The organism is Rhodospirillum sp. A1_3_36 (genome assembly GCF_047263945.1).
Classification (GTDB): domain Bacteria; phylum Pseudomonadota; class Alphaproteobacteria; order Rhodospirillales; family Rhodospirillaceae; genus Rhodospirillum.
Window position 1 is genome coordinate 37,082 of the sequence record NZ_JBLAVB010000007.1, and the last position, 17,449, is coordinate 54,530.

At 60.9% G+C, this 17,449-nt stretch carries 17 protein-coding genes; 8 read left to right on the forward strand and 9 right to left on the reverse strand.

Annotated features, from left to right (window positions below; all coding sequences use genetic code 11):
- Window positions 1–8: 8 nt before the first annotated feature.
- Both ACLIRY_RS15600 and ACLIRY_RS15605 read right to left on the reverse strand, forming a co-directional pair.
- Window positions 9–1,370 (reverse strand): HlyD family type I secretion periplasmic adaptor subunit, encoded by a 1,362-nt coding sequence (locus ACLIRY_RS15600; RefSeq protein WP_413206341.1) that lies wholly within the window; start codon window positions 1,368–1,370, stop codon window positions 9–11.
- Window positions 1,367–3,235: a peptidase domain-containing ABC transporter gene (locus tag ACLIRY_RS15605; RefSeq protein WP_413206342.1), complete on the reverse strand. Its 1,869-nt coding sequence runs from the start codon at window positions 3,233–3,235 to the stop codon at window positions 1,367–1,369. The genes ACLIRY_RS15600 and ACLIRY_RS15605 overlap by 4 nt, the downstream gene beginning before the upstream one ends.
- A gap of 233 nt (window positions 3,236–3,468) precedes the next feature.
- On the opposite strand from ACLIRY_RS15605, the gene ACLIRY_RS15610 reads away from it, so the two are divergent.
- Window positions 3,469–3,915: a c-type cytochrome gene (locus tag ACLIRY_RS15610; RefSeq protein WP_413206343.1), complete on the forward strand. Its 447-nt coding sequence runs from the start codon at window positions 3,469–3,471 to the stop codon at window positions 3,913–3,915.
- 77 nt (window positions 3,916–3,992) lie between these two features.
- On the opposite strand, the gene ACLIRY_RS15615 is transcribed toward ACLIRY_RS15610, so the two are convergent.
- Window positions 3,993–4,166: a hypothetical protein gene (locus tag ACLIRY_RS15615; RefSeq protein ID WP_413206344.1), complete on the reverse strand. Its 174-nt coding sequence runs from the start codon at window positions 4,164–4,166 to the stop codon at window positions 3,993–3,995.
- 28 nt (window positions 4,167–4,194) lie between these two features.
- On the reverse strand, window positions 4,195–4,380 hold the full coding sequence (locus ACLIRY_RS15620; RefSeq protein ID WP_413206345.1) for a hypothetical protein: 186 nt from the start codon (window positions 4,378–4,380) through the stop codon (window positions 4,195–4,197).
- A gap of 207 nt (window positions 4,381–4,587) precedes the next feature.
- Here ACLIRY_RS15620 and ACLIRY_RS15625 point away from each other — a divergent pair, with 207 nt between their 5' ends.
- Window positions 4,588–5,505 (forward strand): LysR family transcriptional regulator, encoded by a 918-nt coding sequence (locus tag ACLIRY_RS15625; protein ID WP_413206346.1) that lies wholly within the window; start codon window positions 4,588–4,590, stop codon window positions 5,503–5,505.
- A gap of 161 nt (window positions 5,506–5,666) precedes the next feature.
- On the opposite strand, the gene ACLIRY_RS15630 is transcribed toward ACLIRY_RS15625, so the two are convergent.
- The gene (locus ACLIRY_RS15630; RefSeq protein WP_413206347.1) at window positions 5,667–7,076 is read right to left on the reverse strand and encodes an aspartate aminotransferase family protein; all 1,410 of its coding nucleotides are present in this window, start codon (window positions 7,074–7,076) and stop codon (window positions 5,667–5,669) included.
- Complete coding sequence (locus tag ACLIRY_RS15635) at window positions 7,073–7,987, reverse strand: MurR/RpiR family transcriptional regulator (RefSeq protein WP_413206348.1); 915 nt, start codon at window positions 7,985–7,987, stop codon at window positions 7,073–7,075. The genes ACLIRY_RS15630 and ACLIRY_RS15635 overlap by 4 nt, the downstream gene beginning before the upstream one ends.
- Before the next feature lie 195 nt (window positions 7,988–8,182).
- Between ACLIRY_RS15635 and ACLIRY_RS15640 the strand changes: the two genes are divergently transcribed.
- Complete coding sequence (locus ACLIRY_RS15640) at window positions 8,183–8,698, forward strand: adenine phosphoribosyltransferase (RefSeq protein ID WP_413206349.1); 516 nt, start codon at window positions 8,183–8,185, stop codon at window positions 8,696–8,698.
- A gap of 218 nt (window positions 8,699–8,916) precedes the next feature.
- On the opposite strand, the gene ACLIRY_RS15645 is transcribed toward ACLIRY_RS15640, so the two are convergent.
- Complete coding sequence (locus ACLIRY_RS15645) at window positions 8,917–9,792, reverse strand: helix-turn-helix domain-containing protein (protein ID WP_413206350.1); 876 nt, start codon at window positions 9,790–9,792, stop codon at window positions 8,917–8,919.
- A gap of 183 nt (window positions 9,793–9,975) precedes the next feature.
- Between ACLIRY_RS15645 and ACLIRY_RS15650 the strand changes: the two genes are divergently transcribed.
- Both ACLIRY_RS15650 and ACLIRY_RS15655 read left to right on the forward strand, forming a co-directional pair.
- Window positions 9,976–10,353: a cupin domain-containing protein gene (locus ACLIRY_RS15650; protein WP_413206351.1), complete on the forward strand. Its 378-nt coding sequence runs from the start codon at window positions 9,976–9,978 to the stop codon at window positions 10,351–10,353.
- A 16-nt stretch (window positions 10,354–10,369) separates the two neighbouring features.
- Window positions 10,370–11,269, forward strand: coding sequence for a DMT family transporter (locus tag ACLIRY_RS15655; protein WP_413206352.1), 900 nt, complete (start codon window positions 10,370–10,372; stop codon window positions 11,267–11,269).
- 184 nt (window positions 11,270–11,453) lie between these two features.
- On the opposite strand, the gene ACLIRY_RS15660 is transcribed toward ACLIRY_RS15655, so the two are convergent.
- Together ACLIRY_RS15660 and ACLIRY_RS15665 are read right to left on the reverse strand one after the other, a co-directional pair.
- The gene (locus ACLIRY_RS15660; protein WP_413206353.1) at window positions 11,454–11,636 is read right to left on the reverse strand and encodes a hypothetical protein; all 183 of its coding nucleotides are present in this window, start codon (window positions 11,634–11,636) and stop codon (window positions 11,454–11,456) included.
- A gap of 116 nt (window positions 11,637–11,752) precedes the next feature.
- Window positions 11,753–12,349, reverse strand: a complete 597-nt coding sequence (locus tag ACLIRY_RS15665; protein WP_413206354.1) for a hypothetical protein — start codon at window positions 12,347–12,349, stop codon at window positions 11,753–11,755.
- A 354-nt stretch (window positions 12,350–12,703) separates the two neighbouring features.
- Here ACLIRY_RS15665 and ACLIRY_RS15670 point away from each other — a divergent pair, with 354 nt between their 5' ends.
- The 3 genes from ACLIRY_RS15670 to ACLIRY_RS15680 all read left to right on the forward strand — a co-directional run bounded on the left by ACLIRY_RS15670 (window position 12,704) and on the right by ACLIRY_RS15680 (window position 17,405).
- Window positions 12,704–13,147, forward strand: coding sequence for a MarR family winged helix-turn-helix transcriptional regulator (locus tag ACLIRY_RS15670; protein WP_413206355.1), 444 nt, complete (start codon window positions 12,704–12,706; stop codon window positions 13,145–13,147).
- Window positions 13,148–13,504: 357 nt separating this feature from the next.
- Window positions 13,505–14,491, forward strand: a complete 987-nt coding sequence (locus ACLIRY_RS15675) for a TAXI family TRAP transporter solute-binding subunit (protein WP_413206356.1) — start codon at window positions 13,505–13,507, stop codon at window positions 14,489–14,491.
- A 310-nt stretch (window positions 14,492–14,801) separates the two neighbouring features.
- On the forward strand, window positions 14,802–17,405 hold the full coding sequence (locus ACLIRY_RS15680) for a TRAP transporter permease (protein WP_413206357.1): 2,604 nt from the start codon (window positions 14,802–14,804) through the stop codon (window positions 17,403–17,405).
- Window positions 17,406–17,449 lie beyond the last annotated feature (44 nt).

Sequence of the window (17,449 nt, forward strand, 5' to 3'; positions counted from 1 at the left end):
CCTGGATATCACCGTTCCCGGAAGGCCTCGTGCCGGAGTTTCAGCACCGGTTTGATCAGGAACTCCATAACGGTACGCTCTCCGGTATGAATATCCACCGTGGCTTCCATGCCCGGTTTGATCTCGTAGTCACCGGGCTTGTCCCCCAGGTAGGTTTTATCCGTGCGGACCTGGACCCGATAAAAGGCCTGCCCCTTGTCGTCGATGGTGGTGTCCGGTGCCACTTGGGTCACGGTTCCCTCCAGACCGCCATAGCGGGCGTAGTCGAAGGTGGAGACCTTCACCGTGGCCTTTTGCCCCTCGGTCACATAGCCCCGGTCCATGGGATTGAGGCGGGCATTGACGATCAGGGTGTCTTCCACGGGTACGATTTCCATGATCGCTTCGCCGGGGTTGATCACGCCGCCGATGGTGCTGTGCTTGACGTTCTTGACCACGCCCTTGTTCGGTGCGGTGATCAGGGTCCGGCCCTGTTGATCATCGGCCCGGCTCATCATTTCCATGAGACGACCGATTTCCTGTTCGGCCTGACCGGTCATTTCCAAGGCTTCCCGGCGGAAGGAGAGCAGGGTCTCCCGCTCCCGCTCCTCTGTCTCGCCAATGGACGCCTTGGCCCGCTCGATGGCCGGTTCCAGGGCCTGGATTTGGCCTTTCAGGTCGGTGAGCGCCCCGGCGATTTCCAGGTGATTCATGCGGTTGGTCAACCCATCCTTCATCAGGCTGGCAGAAATGCCATAGCGCTCCTGGGTGATCTTCAGGTTGGCCTGGGCCGAGTCCAATTGGGCCTCCAGTTCCTTGGCTTCGTTCTGCCGTTGAGTCTTCTGGGTCGCGAGAACCTTCAAGGAGCTGTCCAGTTCCTTCAACCGGGCTTCATGGGCTTCCCGTTCTGTCTTGACCAATTCGGGACGCCGCGCGGCGATCTCCGGGGGGAAAGACAGGGGGGTGCCTTCCGCTTCGGCGGTCAACCGGGCCTGACTGAGACGCAGGGCATCCAGGCGGACGGTGATCTCCTCCGGGTTCATGGCCGTGGTGGGCAGGGTCAGTCGGACCAGCGGATCGCCCGCCTCGACCGAATCCCCTTCCTGAACAAAGATCTCGGTGATGATTCCTCCTTCCAGGTGCTGGATGATCTTGGTCTTGCCTTCCGGGGCGACCTCGCCCGGGGCGGTGGCCACCTCGTCCAATTGGGCCTGGCTGGCCCAGATCAGGAAGGCAGCGAACAGGGCCATCACCGTCCAGGCGAAGGTCCGCCAGGTGGGCAGGGGGTGGGATTGGCGCAGGGCTTCCAGTGGGGAGGGAGGAGGGGCAGAGGGAGGGGAGGGAGGAGAAGGAAGAACGGAGGCCTCTGCAGCCTTTGCGTCGGTGTTCATCGAAACCCTCCCTGGATGGTTGTCGAAGTGGTCATGGCTGTGGGGGCAGGGGTGGGTGCCGGGGCAGGGGGTGGAGGGGAGGGAGGGGGCGTGGCGCCGGACCCAAGGCCACCGGAGGGCACGACCTGGACCTGACCGGGGAACAATTTGGGCAGGACTTCCACTGCTGGTCCGGCCATGGCCAACCGCCCCTTGGCCAGAACCAGGACCCGATGGCAACGGGCGAGCAGGAGGGGACTGTGGGTGACCACCACCACGGTTCGGGTCTGGGCCATCTCTAGCAGGGCGTCACGCAGGGCTTCTTCTGCGGCCCGGTCCAGGCTGGCTGAGGGTTCGTCCAACAGGATGACAGGGGGTGATCCGGCGAGGGCCCGGGCGAGGGCCACTCTCTGACGCATGCCGCCCGATAGGGTGCGGCCCCCTTCGCCCACAGGTGTGGCATAGCCGTCGGCCAAGTCGATGATCATGTCATGGACGCCGGAAGCCTTCGCCGCCGCAGTGATCGACGCGTCGTCCAGTTCCGGGAGACCCATGGCGATGTTATCACGGATGGTGCCTTCGAACAGGGTGGTTTCCTGGGGCAGGTAGCCCATACGCTTGGCGATATCCGCCCGAGAGAATTGGGCGATATCGGCCCCATCGAGCAGGACGCGTCCTTTTTCCGGTGGATAGAGGCCCATCAGGATTTTCAAAAGGGTACTCTTGCCCCCGCCATTGGGGCCGATGATGGCCGTCAAACCGTTGGGGGTGATCTCGGCGGAGATGTCCTCCACTTGGGGCGCGCGGTCGCTGGTATAGCGGAAGGTCACCCCTTCCAGGGTGAGTCTGCCTTGGGTTTCGCCCAGGTCGACCGTGCCCGCTTGCCGATCCTCGGTCAGGGCGAAGACTTCGGCCAGGCGGTTGGCGGATTGGCGGAACCCAGCGAAGGTCCGCCAAGTTCCCATCAGTTGGTTCAAAGGCGAAAGAAGCCGCCCGCCCAACATATTCGCTGCGATCAGCCCACCGATGGTCATGGCCTGATCCATAATGGCCAGCGCACCGACAGTGGTCATGGAAAGGGTCGTTAGAATCGACAGCACCGCGCCCAGATTCATGAAGCCGTCGACCCGTCCTCCCCGGTTGATGGCGTTGCCCACCTGGGTCGCCAAGCGCCTTTCGTAATCGTCTCGCAGGGTGCGGTCCAAGGCCAGGGCCTTGACCGTGGTGCGGCCGTTGAGCAGTTCGGCTAACAGGGTATCCCGGCTGCCCAGGGAGTCCTTCTCCTGCTCGGCTGCGGACCGGACGGATCGACCGGAAACCAGGGCCAGGGTCATGAAGACGACCGCAGCGCAGACCAGCACCCAGCCAACCGGTTGGGCGATGACAAAAACAAGCCCCAGGAACAGTAGAGTGAAGGGCAGGTCGCAAAGCAGCAGGGCCGACGCACCGGACAGGGTGTTGCGGATGACGTCCACGTCCCGGAAGACCCGGAGCCAGTATTCCGCTGGCCGGTGTTCCAGGACGCGCAGGGGCAGGGCGGTCAATTTGTCGAACAGGCGTTGGCCCACTTGGCTTTCCAGGCGCAAGGCAACCGTCTGCATGATCCGCGCCCGGGATTGGCGGAGGATGAAGTCGAAACAGAGGAGCACGACCATGCCCAGAACGAGCCCTTGCAGGGTGGACAGGCCGGCATGGAAGACCACCCGGTCATAGACCTGTAGGACGAAGACGGGCGTGGCCAAGGCCGCAATGTTGATGAAAAAGGACATGAGCGCCACTTCCCGGAACGTGGGGGCCAAGGGGCGCAAGATCTCCTTTAGCCAACCCCTCCCCTCTCCTATGGTTGCCCCCTCCGCCTTGATCGGAGGGGTGGTCCCGTTGCTCATAGGTGCCTTCCTTCATGCATGTCCTGTTTGCGTGGCCCGCGTTTTGTTCGTCGACCAAAGAGGAGGATACCACGATCCGGAATGGGAACCAGGGGAGGCTGTTCACGCGAATGTTATATGAGTGACTCTTGAAATACTGCGTCGCAGCGAGCATCCTGTATCGAGGGGTGCGTGGAGTTCTGATTACAAGCCCTGTTTGCCACGCGCCAAATCAACTTGGGGACTCTGACGATATGAATAAGACGATGATTGCTCTGGCCACCGCTGCCGTTTTCGCTGCGGGTCTTGCCCAGGCCGCCGATCCGGATGCCTATGTGGATTACCGCAAGGCCACCATGGGCGCCGTTGGCGGTCACATGAAGGCCATGGCCACCCGGATGAAGGCTGGTCTTGATGTGCCAGACGACACCGCCCTGCACGCCACGGCCATTGCCGGGATCCTGGAAAGCTTCCCCGCCGCCTTCCCAGAAGGCACGGCCGGTGTTGGCAAGACCAAAGCCAAGGACGCCATTTGGGCGAATATGGATGACTTTAAGGCCAAGTCGACGAAGGGCGCAGAAGCCGCCAAGGCTTTGGCCGCTGCCGCAGAGTCCGGTGCGGATATGTCCGAGATCGGCGCCAAGCTGGGCGATCTGGGCAAGGCTTGCAAGGGCTGTCACGAGGACTATAAAAGCAAGTAAGTCCTCTGGCTGCACGGAAAAAAAGGGAGAGCCCAGCTTGGGCTCTCCCTTTTCTTGTCTTTATTGGGAGATAAGCGCTATCTTACAGACGCCTCCTGGGCGGTCGCGGAAAAGTCACCGCCGCGCAGGCGCTTGATCAAGCCACGGCACAGACCCCGCATGAAAGCACCGTGGTCAAGCCGAGCCTGACGAAGCAGGGCGTCGTGGTCGACGTGTTCGCAGGGCAGGTCGCCCAGGGACCGTCTTTCCATGATGTTGATACCCTTCGTCTTAGCAAGATTACTGGGCGGCAACTTTGGCCGTCTCGGCGGGCGCTTTGGCTGTCAACAAACGCTCCAGCATGCCGTGAAACCACGCGCGGATGGCTCGGGATTGCTCAAGGCGGGCCTGGCGGACAATGAGGTCGACGTCGGCACGGCCATCGATGGCGCGGTAGAAAGACTTGTGATCCATTTTGGTACCCATGATGTTGAAACTCCTCTGAGTGCAAGACTGTCCAGAGGCGTTTCCTCCAATGTTTCGTTGAGGTGAAAATAGGCCGGGACGCTTGGAATGAGAACGCACGATATGGGACAATCTCCTGTGCGTTTTTTGCAAAGCAGCATAAATGCGCATAAGGCTATGGTTATGCTGAGTTTTTCCTTTTTTTGAAGTGATCGGACGGGGTCTTGCATGGATATTCTGACCGGAATGCGCCTTTTTACCCGGGTTGTGGACGCGGGTAGTTTTTCCGAGGCGGGACGCGTCCTGGGCATGGCGCCATCGTCCGTTTCCCGACAGATCAGTGGTCTGGAGGACAGTCTGGGAACCCAGTTGTTCAACCGGACCACCCGCAAGCTGAGCCTGACCGAGGCCGGGGGTCTGTTCCACGAGCGGGTCCAGCGCATTCTGTTGGACGTGGAAGACGCAACCCAGGCGGTGACCTCTTTGGAATCCGCTCCCCGGGGTACCCTGCGGTTGAATGCGCCGGTGGGGTTTGGCAATTACCATGTGGCTTCAGCCCTGCCCCTGTTTCTGGCTCGCTACCCGGATGTGACGGTGGAGCTGTCCCTGTCCGACCAGTTCATTGATCTGGTTGACGAGGGCGTGGACGTGGCCGTGCGCATTGGCGCCTTGCGGGATTCCACTCTGGTTGCCCGGCGTTTGGCGGATAATCGGCGGCTGGTCTATGGCGCGCCGGATTACCTTCGACGCCACGGGACGCCGCAGACACCTCAGGACTTGGTAAACCACCACTGTGTGGTTTACCGATATCGTCCCGGACATCAAAGCTGGGTCTTTGAAAAGGATGGCGAGCGTCTGGAAATGACCGTGACCGGTCCGGTGTCGAGCAACAACAGTGAGTGTTTGCACAAGATGATCCTGGGGGGCGCCGGTTTGGCGATGTTACCCACCTGGATGGTCTACGAGGATGTGACCGCAGGGCGGCTTGTGCCGTTGCTGAAGGATTGGTTGATGTCCCCAACCAGTCTGGAAAGCGGCATTCACGTGGTTTTTCCGGAAAGCCGCCATCTGTCGCCCAAGGTCCGGGCCTTTATCGACTTCCTCGCCGACCACATTGGTAAGCCCCCCTATTGGGATCTAGAGTGAAACGGGATCAGTTTGAGTCAAGCTGGCCACAGTACACGACAGTGGGTGTTTTCCAATCTCGGGGCTTTGCCCCCAAATGGGTTTGGGCAATCGCCCAAAAAAGACGAGACACTGTCGTGTACTGTGCAAGCTGGCCCCGTTTCACTCTCGTTGTATAGATTTTAGAGTGCCTGCGAGGCCAAAGCCGCATCCAAGGCTGCCCCCAGACGGTCGACGATCTCCCGGGCATCAACCTTGGTGAGAATGAAGGGTGGCGCAAGCAGGACATGGTCCCCCCGCCGACCGTCGATGGTTCCCCCCATGGGATAGCAAATGAGGCCCCGCTTCAGGGCTTCGGCCTTGATTCGGGCATGGAGCTTCAAGGCTGGGTCGAAGACCGCCTTGGTTGTCCGATCGGCCACCAGCTCGACCCCCAGAAACAGACCTCGCCCACGGATATCTCCGACGGCCGGGTGGTCGCCGAAGCGCGTTTCCAAAAGCCCCCGCAGGTGAGCCCCCTTGCCCGCCACCTTGGCCAGCAGCCCGTCATCATGTAGACGCTTCTGCACAGCCAGGGCCGCAGCGCAGGCGGTCGGATGGCCCATGTAGGTATGACCATGCATGAACGCGCCGGATCCGTCGCGGATGGCCGCATACAGATGGTCTCCCACCAACATGGCACCGATCGGCTGATACCCGGCCCCCAGTCCCTTGGCCGTGGTCAGGATATCCGGCGCCACCCCGTCCTGTTCGCAGGCGTACAGGGTGCCCGTGCGCCCCATGCCACACATGACCTCATCAAGGATCAGCAGCACGCCGTGACGGTCGCAGATCTCCCGGATCCTCTTCAGGTAGCCCGGCACAGCGGGCACCGCACCGGAGGTTGCCCCCACCACCGGCTCGGCGATGAAGGCCGCAACGCTGGTCGGCCCCTCCCGCTGAATCGCGGCCTCCAGCTCATCGGCAGCGCGAAGACCGTAGGCCTCGGTGCTCTCGCCCTCGGCCCGGTCGCGGTAGTCGTAGCAGGGGGCGATATGGGTAACCGGCATCAACAGGGGTTCGAAGGGCTCCCGACGCCAGAGATTCCCCCCCGCAGCGAGCACGCCCAAGGTGTTGCCGTGGTAGCTCTGCCGTCGGGCAATGACCTTGTGGCGGGCCGGTTGACCGATCTCCAGGAAGTATTGGCGAGCAAGCTTGAGGGCTGCCTCGTTGGCCTCGGATCCGCCGGAAACGAAATACACCCGGGACAGGGTATTTCCCGGCAGAGTCTCCTCAGCCTTGGCAATCAGGATATCGGCCAGGTCTTCGGCGGGTTGGCTGGTGAAGAACCCCGTATGGGCGAAGGCCAGGGCGTCCACCTGGGCTTTCAGGGCGCGGCGGACCTTGGCGTCCCCATGCCCCAGGCAGGAGACCGCCGCCCCACCTGACGCATCCAGGTAAGACCGCCCCTCGGCATCGAACAACCGCATTCCCTTGCCGCCCACCGCCAAGGGGGGGCGGGCGGTACAGGAGCGGTGAAACACATGATCGCCGGACCGATCTGCGTTCGGGGGAATCAGGGTTGGGCTAGAAGACGGGAGAGAGGAAGTCATCGCTGGATCGTCCGTATGGAAGGATCACGCCAAAAGACGTCGAACGCGGCCAATTGCCGCTCGCTGGCCTTGATGCGGGTCAGGGCGTCTTCGCCCCCCCGGGCCGCCAGATGGGCCAGAAGCATCTGGACGACGCAAAGCGCGGGGCCAAGCCCCGGAAAAAACGTCCCGCCCCCTATGGGCAAGATCACCAGGGCCGCAGCCCCAGCCGCAAGCGGAGACCGGATGGAATCGGTCAGGGCCACCACCTTCGCCCCCTGGGCCAAGGCATGATCCCGGGCCATCACCGTCAACCGGGCATAGGGCCGTTCGCTGACGGCCAGCAGGACATCCCCAGGGCCAATCCCTCGCAAGCCATCCATGAAAGTCGCCCCTCCACCCTCCACCAACACCGCGTTCTCACGCATCAATTGGTACCCGTAGTGGAACACATAGGCCGGAGCATGACTGGCCCGCACCCCCAGGCAAAACACCCGGCGGGCAGCGAGAATCTCCTCTGCTGCTTGGGCCACGGCGGCCTCTGCCTCCGTAACGGCCAGGGTGGACAGGGCCATCAACTCTGCCCGGACAACCGCCCGGGCCGCGTCGCCCTCTCCCGTTTTCTCCCGCGCGGCAGTGGCCTGGAACCCGGCTGTAAAAGCGCCATCTCCCTCCCCCGCCTTTTCACGCAGTCGAGCCAGAAAGGGCGCCCGCAGGGCATCGAACCCGCTCCACCCCAGGGCGCGGGCCAACCGGGTCATGGTCGCGGGGGGCACGCCCGCCGCTTCGGCCAAGCGGCGCATGGACAGAAGGGCCACATCTTCCGGATGATCCAGAAGCCAAGCCGCCGCCCGCCGTGCGCCGGAGCCGAGCCCCTGCGTGTCGCGCAACCGGTTACAGGCGTCAGCATAGCTCATGGTGTCTTTGGTCATCTTTTATATGAAACATTTGATTCAGGCAGAGTCAATAAAAACGAAACAACTGTTTCAGTTCAGGGCAGTTGTTGGCCTGAATGGCAAAACCCTGGATTTTAAGCTTGCCTGGGTGGCGGGGGGCGGTAGATTCCCTCCTCCCCTGCGTCGGTTCCATCTGGATACCGAAGTCCCATTCCTTCCCAGGAGACCCCGATGGATCTGAAAGACCATATCCGCGAAGTACCCGACTTCCCGAAGCCGGGGATTTTGTTCTATGACATCTCCACCCTTCTGGCCCATCCCGACGCTTGGCAAGTCGCCATGGGCCGCATGGCCAAAGTGGTTGGCACCAAGGCGCCGGACGTCCTCGCGGGTATCGAATCCCGGGGCTTTCTGATGGCCGCCCCACTGGCCCTGAAGCTCGGTTTGGGCTTCGTGATGGTGCGCAAAAAAGGGAAGCTCCCCGGCCCCACGATCAGCCACGAATATGCCCTGGAATACGGCTCAGATGTGGTCGAGGTTCAGGAGGGCGCCATCGAGCCAGGACAGCGTGTGGTGATCCTGGATGACCTGCTGGCCACCGGCGGCACCTTGAACGCGGCGGCGGAACTGCTGACGAAGGTTGGTGGCAACGTGGTCGGCGCCGCCTGCCTGATCGAGCTGACTTTCTTGGGGGGTAGGGAGAAAGCCAAAATCCCCGTCGACAGCCTGATTTCCTACGATTCCTAGAGTATCTCGTCTTTTTTGGGCGATAGCCCAAGCCCATTTGGGGGCAAATGCCCCCACCCCCCACCCCCAACCGGGGCCTGAGGCCCCGGACCTCCATTTGGGATCAAAGGGTCCGCCGACCCTTTGCGGGTCTGGGCAGAGCCCAGCAACTGCGAAGCAGGGTTTCCGGATGTTCAAGGACACAGAGTATAAATTAAAACTTGGGGAGTGTTCGCCCCCTATATCACCTGAGCGTATCGGCCTGGTGTGATGCCAACAACCTCCTTGAAGCGCTTGGCGAAATGACTTTGCCCGGCAAAGCCGCAGGCTCCGGCCACCTGGGCGAGTGGCATCCCCTGGGCGATCAGGGCCCGGGCCCGTTCCATGCGCAGGCGGGTCACATGGGCATGGGGACTCTCTCCCGTTGATTGCTTGAACATCCGTGAAAAATGGAAAGGGCTGAGGCCTACCTCCCGCGCCAGATCCTCGGTGCTCAGGGGATCGGCCAAACGGTCGCGGATATAGCCGTCCAGCCGCCGTAAGGCCTGGGGCGACAAGCCGCCCTTGGCAAGCACCGCCCCTGCCCGGTCAGCCTCCCGTCCGACCAGATAGGCCGCGACCATGCGTCCCGCATGGGTCACCGCCAACCGATCTGCCGGTTCATCCCAGGTCAGGGGAAGAATGGATGAGCGGATCATCCCTTCCAACACCGGATCCCTCAGGAAACTCTGGTCCCGGGGGGTGAAGTGGGCCGGATCCCGGTCCAGGGTCTCCACCACCGCCCGCTCGAACACCGGCTTGGGAATGTACAGGTGGAACAGGCTCACCGCCCCATCCACCTCCCATTCCGAGTCCAATCCGGCGGGCATGACGCAGAGACTGCCCCGACCAAACCCGGACCGGGCCCGCCCTCCTTCAACCCGGCGGATACCCTCGCCACCCTCCACGTAGAGACTGACGGTATGCTGTTCCGGCGCGTCATAGCGCTGATGGACCCGCTCTTCCCGGTACCAAAGGGCCGCAGCCATGCCATCGCCAAAACGCGCCGACGCCCGCAGGGGCACCCCCGCGTTGTGCAAATGGTCATGAATGCTATAGCCCGTCAGGGACTCCATGGATTTTTCGGCCCAGGCGATCAAAGGGTCATCCGCTTACGGTGACACGAGAAAGCGGTCCCGGGCAAGCCGACAGGTGTGTTTGCCGCAAGAACGCGACAAGGACCGCAAGGGAACGGAAGACGGCGACGCCTCTCAGGAGCATGTTTGGCCTCACCCCTTTCCCCGTAACAGGACCTGACTATGAGCCTATCACCCGTCACGCCGTCAAAAGTCACCTTATCTGCCGCTTTCGCCAGTTTCAACGAAGCCTGGGCGCCCCGGGAGGGGGGCCGGATCAATGATGCACAGATCCGACTGGCCAAGCTTCGTGGATCCTTCGTCTGGCACCACCACGAACGGGAGGACGAGATGTTTCTGGTGGTCAAAGGATCGATGATCCTCCATTTCCGAGACGCCTCTGTTCCCTTGAACACGGGCGACTACATCATCGTCCCCCGGGGTATGGAGCATTGCCCCGAAGCCCCCGAGGAATGCCATGTCCTGTTCGTGGAACCCGCCGACACGGTGAACACCGGCAATGTCGGCGGAGAGCGCACCTGTTCTGTTCAATCTTTGTAATCCCGGATACCCAGCCATGAATGCCCTGCTTTTCGCCACTGTCGTTTTCACCTGGGGATTCACCTGGTTCGCCGTCCACCTGCAATTGGGGACCGTACCGCCAGAGGTCTCCATCTTTTGGCGGTTCCTGGCCGCAGGCACTCTGCTCGGCCTCTGGTTGGCCGCGACGGGCCGTTTGCGCCGGGCGAAGCTGGCCGATCACCGGTGGTTCGCAGCCATGGGGCTTTGCCTGTTCGGCGGCAATTTTCTGCTGATCTATTCCGGAACCCTATTCGTGGCCAGTGGCATCGTTTCCGTTCTTTTCACCCTGGCCACAGTCTTCAATGCCTTCAACCAGTGGATTTTCCTGGGCAAGCGTCCGGCCGTCCGGGTGGTTGGAGGCGCGCTCTGTGGGATCTTGGGGGTGGGGCTTCTCTTTGGCGAGACCCTGGCCTCTGCCCATTTGGGCACGGAGACGGCCTTGGGCGTTGGTCTCGTTCTCGCGGGGACCTTCACCTTCTCCCTGGGGAACATGGTCTCGTCGCGCATGGGAACCATCGGCATGGATCTCCCCAACGCCGCCTTCCGTGGCATGCTCTGGGGCTCCGCCCTGTTGGGCTGCTTCGTCGCGGTCCGGATCGGGTCCTTTCCGGTCGATTGGTCCTTACGCTACCTGGGCAGCCTCGCCTATCTGATCGGTCCGGGATCCCTGGTCGGCTTCCTGGCCTACCTCAGCCTCGTCAATCGGGTGGGACCGGACCGGGCGGCCTATGCGACCGTGCTGTTCCCCCTGGTGGCCCTGACCGTCTCCACCCTGTTCGAAGGGTATCACTGGACGCCCTGGTCCCTGGCCGGACTGCCGATGATCCTGCTCGGAAACCTGATCCTGTTTGCCCGCCTCCCCAAGGCGTGGCGCCCAGAGCCAGAAGCCGCCTAGGGTTTTCCGAGATCAAGTTGGGTCGCTTTTGAGTCACCGGTCAACCGGCCAAGCGACAGGACAGTGTCACGGTTGTTTTGGGCGATTGCCCAAACCCCCGTGACGGGAAAATACCCCAGTCGCCCGACAGGTCCGAGGCCGAAAACCGTTGGTGCGCCCGCAATTGGTTCGACCGCAAACGCGGTCACATGTACCAAGCCATCGCCGCTGCGGCGATGGTGAGGATGCCGACCAGCATCCAGCCCCGTTTCCGGTTGTCGGCCTCCGCGTCCTCGCCCTTGCCGACACCGGACAACAGGTGAATGGCAGCACTGACGATAGCGAACATCAGGGCGAACTTGATGAGAATCGGGATCAGCGTGGACAAAGAGCCATCCTTCGATCCGGCATAGGGTGCTTCGAGATCACGTTTATATGGTTAGAGCGGAATGAGACGAAAAACCGCGACACAGGTTTCCTCATTCCTCTCCAGGCCCCCATATCCTACAATGGGGACTGACCGTTCAGAAGGCTTAAGGTATCCGAGTTAAAGCGGATCTGGGACAGCCCCAGGCGGGCAGCCACGGTATTCGTATTCGCACCAGTCGCCCCATCGGGCAGGGGAACGCCATTGAACAGCGCGTCGGTGATCTCGCCTACGGTTGGGGCCGTGCCCTCCTTGAAGACGACACTCTCGACCTTGCCCGCACCGTAGAAATTGCCCAATTCCTCCTTAAGACGGTCAGCCTGATAGGTGGTTGCGGCAATCCCGGTCAACCCCTGTTCATCCACTTCGTTCTGGATGGCTTTCACCGAATCGGCTACGGCATCGTCTGTGAACACCGTACCGGAGTCCGAGTGATAACCGATAATCTCGCCATCCACCTTGAACAAGGAGGTGATGGGTTCGGCCTTCAGGGCCTCGCTGGCCTTGTTGAGGCGGCCCTGAGCCAATCCCTGGATATTGGCGAACAACTGGTCGAGTTGCTTCTTGAACGTCTCCTGATCCGATTGGCTCGCATTGGAGATATCCTTGGCGCTATTGCCAAGGCCGAGGAATTGGAGCGCCTGTTGGCCTAGGCCCTCGAAGTCGATGGACATGACTGTCTCCCTTTGGAGTCGCGATCCGTTGACCAATTCTTAAGCAATAGGAATGCCAAAACATAAGGTCTTGAAAACATGGAACTCTCTATTGGAAAAGGGGAGTTGACTGGGTATTTCCGTCGCACCGTCCTGTCCGCACCCGGCAAATATGTCCCCCTGAACCGGGCAACTGGTGCAACTCAACACTACTCGGAGTCAACCGAAGCAAGCCGAGGGCACGCCTTTTCACTTTGACCGGCGGCAAATGAATCGCCGCCTGCTTCACACTTTTCCTTGGCGTTCTATACAAGGTATCGAGTACAACCACTTCCAACCCTTGCTTTATTTAACCTGTCGAGTTAAAATATAGCCATGAATGAGACCCTGACATACAATCCGGAACGGTCGCTCGGATACATGTGCAACATGGTCGCGCGACAATTCAAGCAATGCCTGGACCGACAGATCCAGCCCTTGGGGCTGTCTTCCGGCGTCTTTCCCGTCCTTTTGCAGCTCTGGGTGAAAGACGGCCAGTTTCAATCGGAATTACTGAAAGCCATTAAGGTGGAACAGCCCACTTTGGCGAACACCCTATCCCGCATGGAACGGGACGGTCTGGTGCGACGGGAAGCCGATTCCGAAGACCGCCGACGCTCTCGGGTTTTCTTGACCGATCAGGCGCGGGAGGTCGAGCAGGAGGCCATGGCCCAGGCCAAGGAGATCAACGACCGCGCCGCCCAAGCTCTCACCTCCGAAGAACACGACACATTACTCGCGCTTCTGGCCCGGCTTTCCAAAAGCTTCGCGGAAAGCTAGGTCAGGCCGCCTTAAATCGGAATCGATTCAACAAGAATAAATCGATTCAACAAGAATAATTTGATCTAGACTCTTATGGTTAGAGCATCGCGTGGAGCGGAAAACCGCGGCCCACTTTTCCGCTCGATGCCATAGGGGCGCATGGCCGTTTGGTGCGCATCCTTTTGCTTTGTCGCGGATTTTCTCTTCCCTATGCCTTGTAGGATGGCAGGGGAAGGCGCACATTTGACCCATCGTGAAAGCGCTGCCGTGGTTTCGCGACCGTTTTTTTTGGGGCAGACCAAGGGGTGTCGGTCCCAGGAAAGCTTGGTCTTCGGTGGCGCTGATCCAAGATGATTCGAAATTTGGAGGATAGTCATGAAAACCATCGCCGGCTTTTCCCTCGGTGCTATCGGCGCCATTGGCTTGATGGCCACCCTGGGTGGCTCTCCGGCTGCGGCCCAGGAACAGACCTTTATCACCATCGGCACCGGTGGCGTGACGGGCGTGTACTATCCCACCGGTGGGGCCATCTGCCGCCTGGTGAATAAGAACCGCAAGGAGCACGGCATCCGGTGCTCCGTGGAATCCACCGGTGGCTCGGTCTACAACGTCAACACCATTCGCGCGGGCGAGCTGGACTTCGGTGTGGCCCAGTCCGATGTGCAGTACAACGCCTTTCATGGCGTGTCCCAGTTCGCCGATGCCGGTCCTTTTGAAAAGCTGCGGTCCGTTTTTTCGGTCCATGCGGAGCCGTTCACCGTGGTGGCTCGGGCTGATGTCGGTGCCAAGAACTTTACGGATCTGAAGGGCAAGCGGGTCAATGTGGGCAACCCGGGATCCGGTCAGCGCGCCACCACCGAGGTGCTGCTGGACGCCATGGGATGGACCATGGATGACTTCTCCCTGGCTTCCGAGCTGAAGCCGGCCGAGCAGTCCCAGGCGCTGTGCGACAATAACGTGGATGCCATCGTCTACACCGTGGGGCATCCCAACGGCTCGATCAAGGAGGCGACCACCTCCTGTGACGCGACGTTGGTGAATGTGACCAACGATGGCGCCAAGAAGCTGGTCGAGGAAAACCCGTTTTACTCCTGGGCCACCATTCCCGGTGGCATGTACCGGGGCAACGACGAAGACACCAAGACCTTCGGCGTGCGCGCCACCCTGGTGACCTCCGCCGATGTGCCGGAGAACGTGGTCTACGAGCTGGTCAAAGCGGTTTTCGAGAACTTTGATGATTTCAAAAAACTGCATCCGGCGTTTGCCAACCTGACCAAGGAAGAGATGGTGTCTGCCTCCCTGTCCGCGCCCCTGCATCCGGGAGCCGAAAAGTACTATAAGGAAGTGGGTCTCCTGAAATAAGGGAGGTCTTAACGGGGAGGGGGGCAACCACCTCCCCGTTGCCTTTGGTGAGGGACACGGTCTCCTTGATGTCCCGACCCGCCCTTTTGAAAGACTCTGGGCGCTGTCCAGACCCGCAAAGGGTCACGGACCCTTTGATCCCATTTCAGTTGAAGGACTGGAGCGGGACAGTCTTTTTGCGAAGGTGCATTTTTCCGATGACCGGAACGCGGTTTCCGTCGTCCGAAAATCAGGGGTTTTTGGTGTTGGTATCGGTGGCGGTGATCCCGTGGCTTTTCGGGGGGCCGCCCCTTGTGGAGGGAATGGGCAAATGGGCAACGTGGCGCATGACGAGGGGGGAGGCGGTCAGGGCAAGGCGCAAGCGGCCACTGCAGAAGATTTCGTCGCTTCTGTTGATACGGGCGCCCGGACACCCGCGGGTCCAACCGGCAAGGTCCTGATTGGGGTGGCCCTGCTGTGGTCCCTGTTTCAACTGTGGTATTCTTCTCCCCTGCCGTTCATGTTTGGTTTTGGCGTCTTCGATTCGACCGAGGCCCGGTCCATCCATCTGGCCTTCGCCGTCTTCCTGACCTATACGGCCTATCCAGCCTTTAACAGTAGTCCCAGGGACCGGATTCCCCTTCTGGACTGGCTCTTGGCCCTGGTGGCGGCCTATTGCGCGGCCTACCTGTTCCTTTTTAAAAACGAATTATCTACCCGACCGGGCGCGCCCATTCCCTTGGACGTCTACACGGCGGTTATCGGTGTGATCCTGCTGCTGGAGGCTACCCGCCGGGCCCTGGGGCCGCCGCTGATGGTGGTTTGCATCGTTTTCCTGAGCTACACCTTCTTCTCGGAGTACATGCCCAGTGTGTTGGCCCGCACGCCGGCCAGCCTGAACAAGGCCATGTCCCACCAATGGCTCAGCACGGAAGGCGTCTTCGGTGTGGCTCTGGGGGTCTCGACCTCCATGGTCTTCATGTTCGTGTTGTTCGGGGCTTTGCTGGAGAAGGCCGGGGCGGGCAATTACTTTATCCGGGTGGCCTTTTCCATGATGGGTCACATGCGGGGCGGACCGGCCAAGGCGGCGGTGGTCTCCTCGGCCCTGACTGGCATGATCTCCGGATCGTCCATTGCCAATGTGGTGACCACGGGGACCTTCACCATTCCGCTGATGAAAAAAGTGGGGTTTTCCGCCGAAAAGGCTGGGGCGGTGGAGGTGGCCAGCTCCACCAATGGCCAGCTCACTCCACCGATCATGGGGGCGGCGGCCTTCCTGATGGTCGAATACCTTGGTATTTCCCTGGTCGAAGTGATGAAGCATGCGGTTCTGCCCGCCTTCATCTCCTATGTGGCGCTGGTCTATATCGTCCACCTGGAGGCCTGTAAGCTGGAGCTGAAGGGCTTGCCCCGGAAAATCCCCATCTCCGGTCTGAGACTTTTGGGCAGTTTCCTTATCAGTTTCGTGATCTTTTCCCTGGTCTGTCTGGCGGTCTATTATGTTTTTGGCTGGATGAAAGGGACGTTGCTGTCAGGCGGAATTTTCTGGGTGGCTGTGGCGGCAATTTTCTTTGCCTATGTGGGATTGCTTTGGGTTGCTACCAAACAGCCCCCTCTGGAGACCTCGACGGATATCACGGAATTGCCCGATCCTGGACCCACGGTGCGGGCGGGGCTGCATTATCTGGTGCCGGTTTTCGTGCTTGTCTGGTGCCTGATGGTGGAGCGCCTCTCTCCGGGACTGTCGGCCTTCTGGGCCACGGTTTTGATGATGTTCATCGTTGTCACCCAGAAGCCGCTCGCTGCCCTGTTGACCGGAGTCGGCGATCGGGTTGGCCTGCTCAAAGAAGGCGGGCGTGACCTGTTCGACGGCTTGGTTTCCGGGGCGCGCAATATGATCGGCATCGGCGTGGCCACGGCTGCTGCGGGTGTGGTGGTCGGGACCATCACGCTGATGGGATTGGGTCAGGTCATGACCGAGTTCATCGAGGTGATTTCCGGCGGCAATCTGATGCTGATCCTGGTCCTGACGGCGGTCATCAGCCTCCTTCTGGGGATGGGCCTGCCGACCACGGCCAATTACATCGTGGTTTCTTCGCTGATGGCACCGGTGATCGTCAGCCTGGGAGCGGCCAATGGCCTGTTGGTGCCCCTGGTGGCGGTCCATATGTTCGTCTTCTACTTCGGGATCCTGGCCGATGACACGCCGCCTGTGGGGCTTGCGGCCTTTGCTGCGGCGGCCATATCGGGGGGCGATCCCATCAAAACCGGTATCCAGGGCTTCATGTACGATATCCGGACGGCCATCCTGCCCTTCCTGTTTATCTTCAATACCGACCTGTTGCTGATTGATGTCCACTCGATCTGGCATGCCGCCCTGGTGTTCTTCTTTGCCCTGGTGGCCATGCTGACCTTCGCTTCTGCCACCCAGGGGTTCCTGATTGTCCGCAATAAGATCTGGGAAAGCCTGATCCTGCTGTTGGTGGCCTTCACCATCTTCCGTCCGGGGTTCTGGATGGATCAGATCGTTCCCCCCGTGATCGAAGTGCCTGCCACACGGATCTTTGATGTGGCAGCAGGTCTGCCCGATAACGGCCGTCTCCGTGTTCAGGTGGAGGGCGAAACCCTGGAAGGGAAACAGGTTTCGAAGGCCGTGATGCTGCCCCTGGGAGCCCCGGGATCCGGTGAGGATCGGGTGACCCACTCCGGGCTGGAGCTGATACCCGGAGAAAACGACACCATGGTGGTGGACAATGTGGTCTTTGGCTCGACGGCGGAACGCCTGGGAATCGACTTCGATTGGGTGATCACAGCCGTGATCCTGGACAACAATGGTCCGCCAAAGGAGCTGTTCTATATCCCTGCCTTCGCAGGGCTGGTGTTGGTCTGGTGGTTGCAGCGGCGGCGCCGAAGCCGGACTGCGGAGATGGCATGACGCCTTGAAGGGGCCGTTTTTCCATCGGACTCTTCACGGGTAGA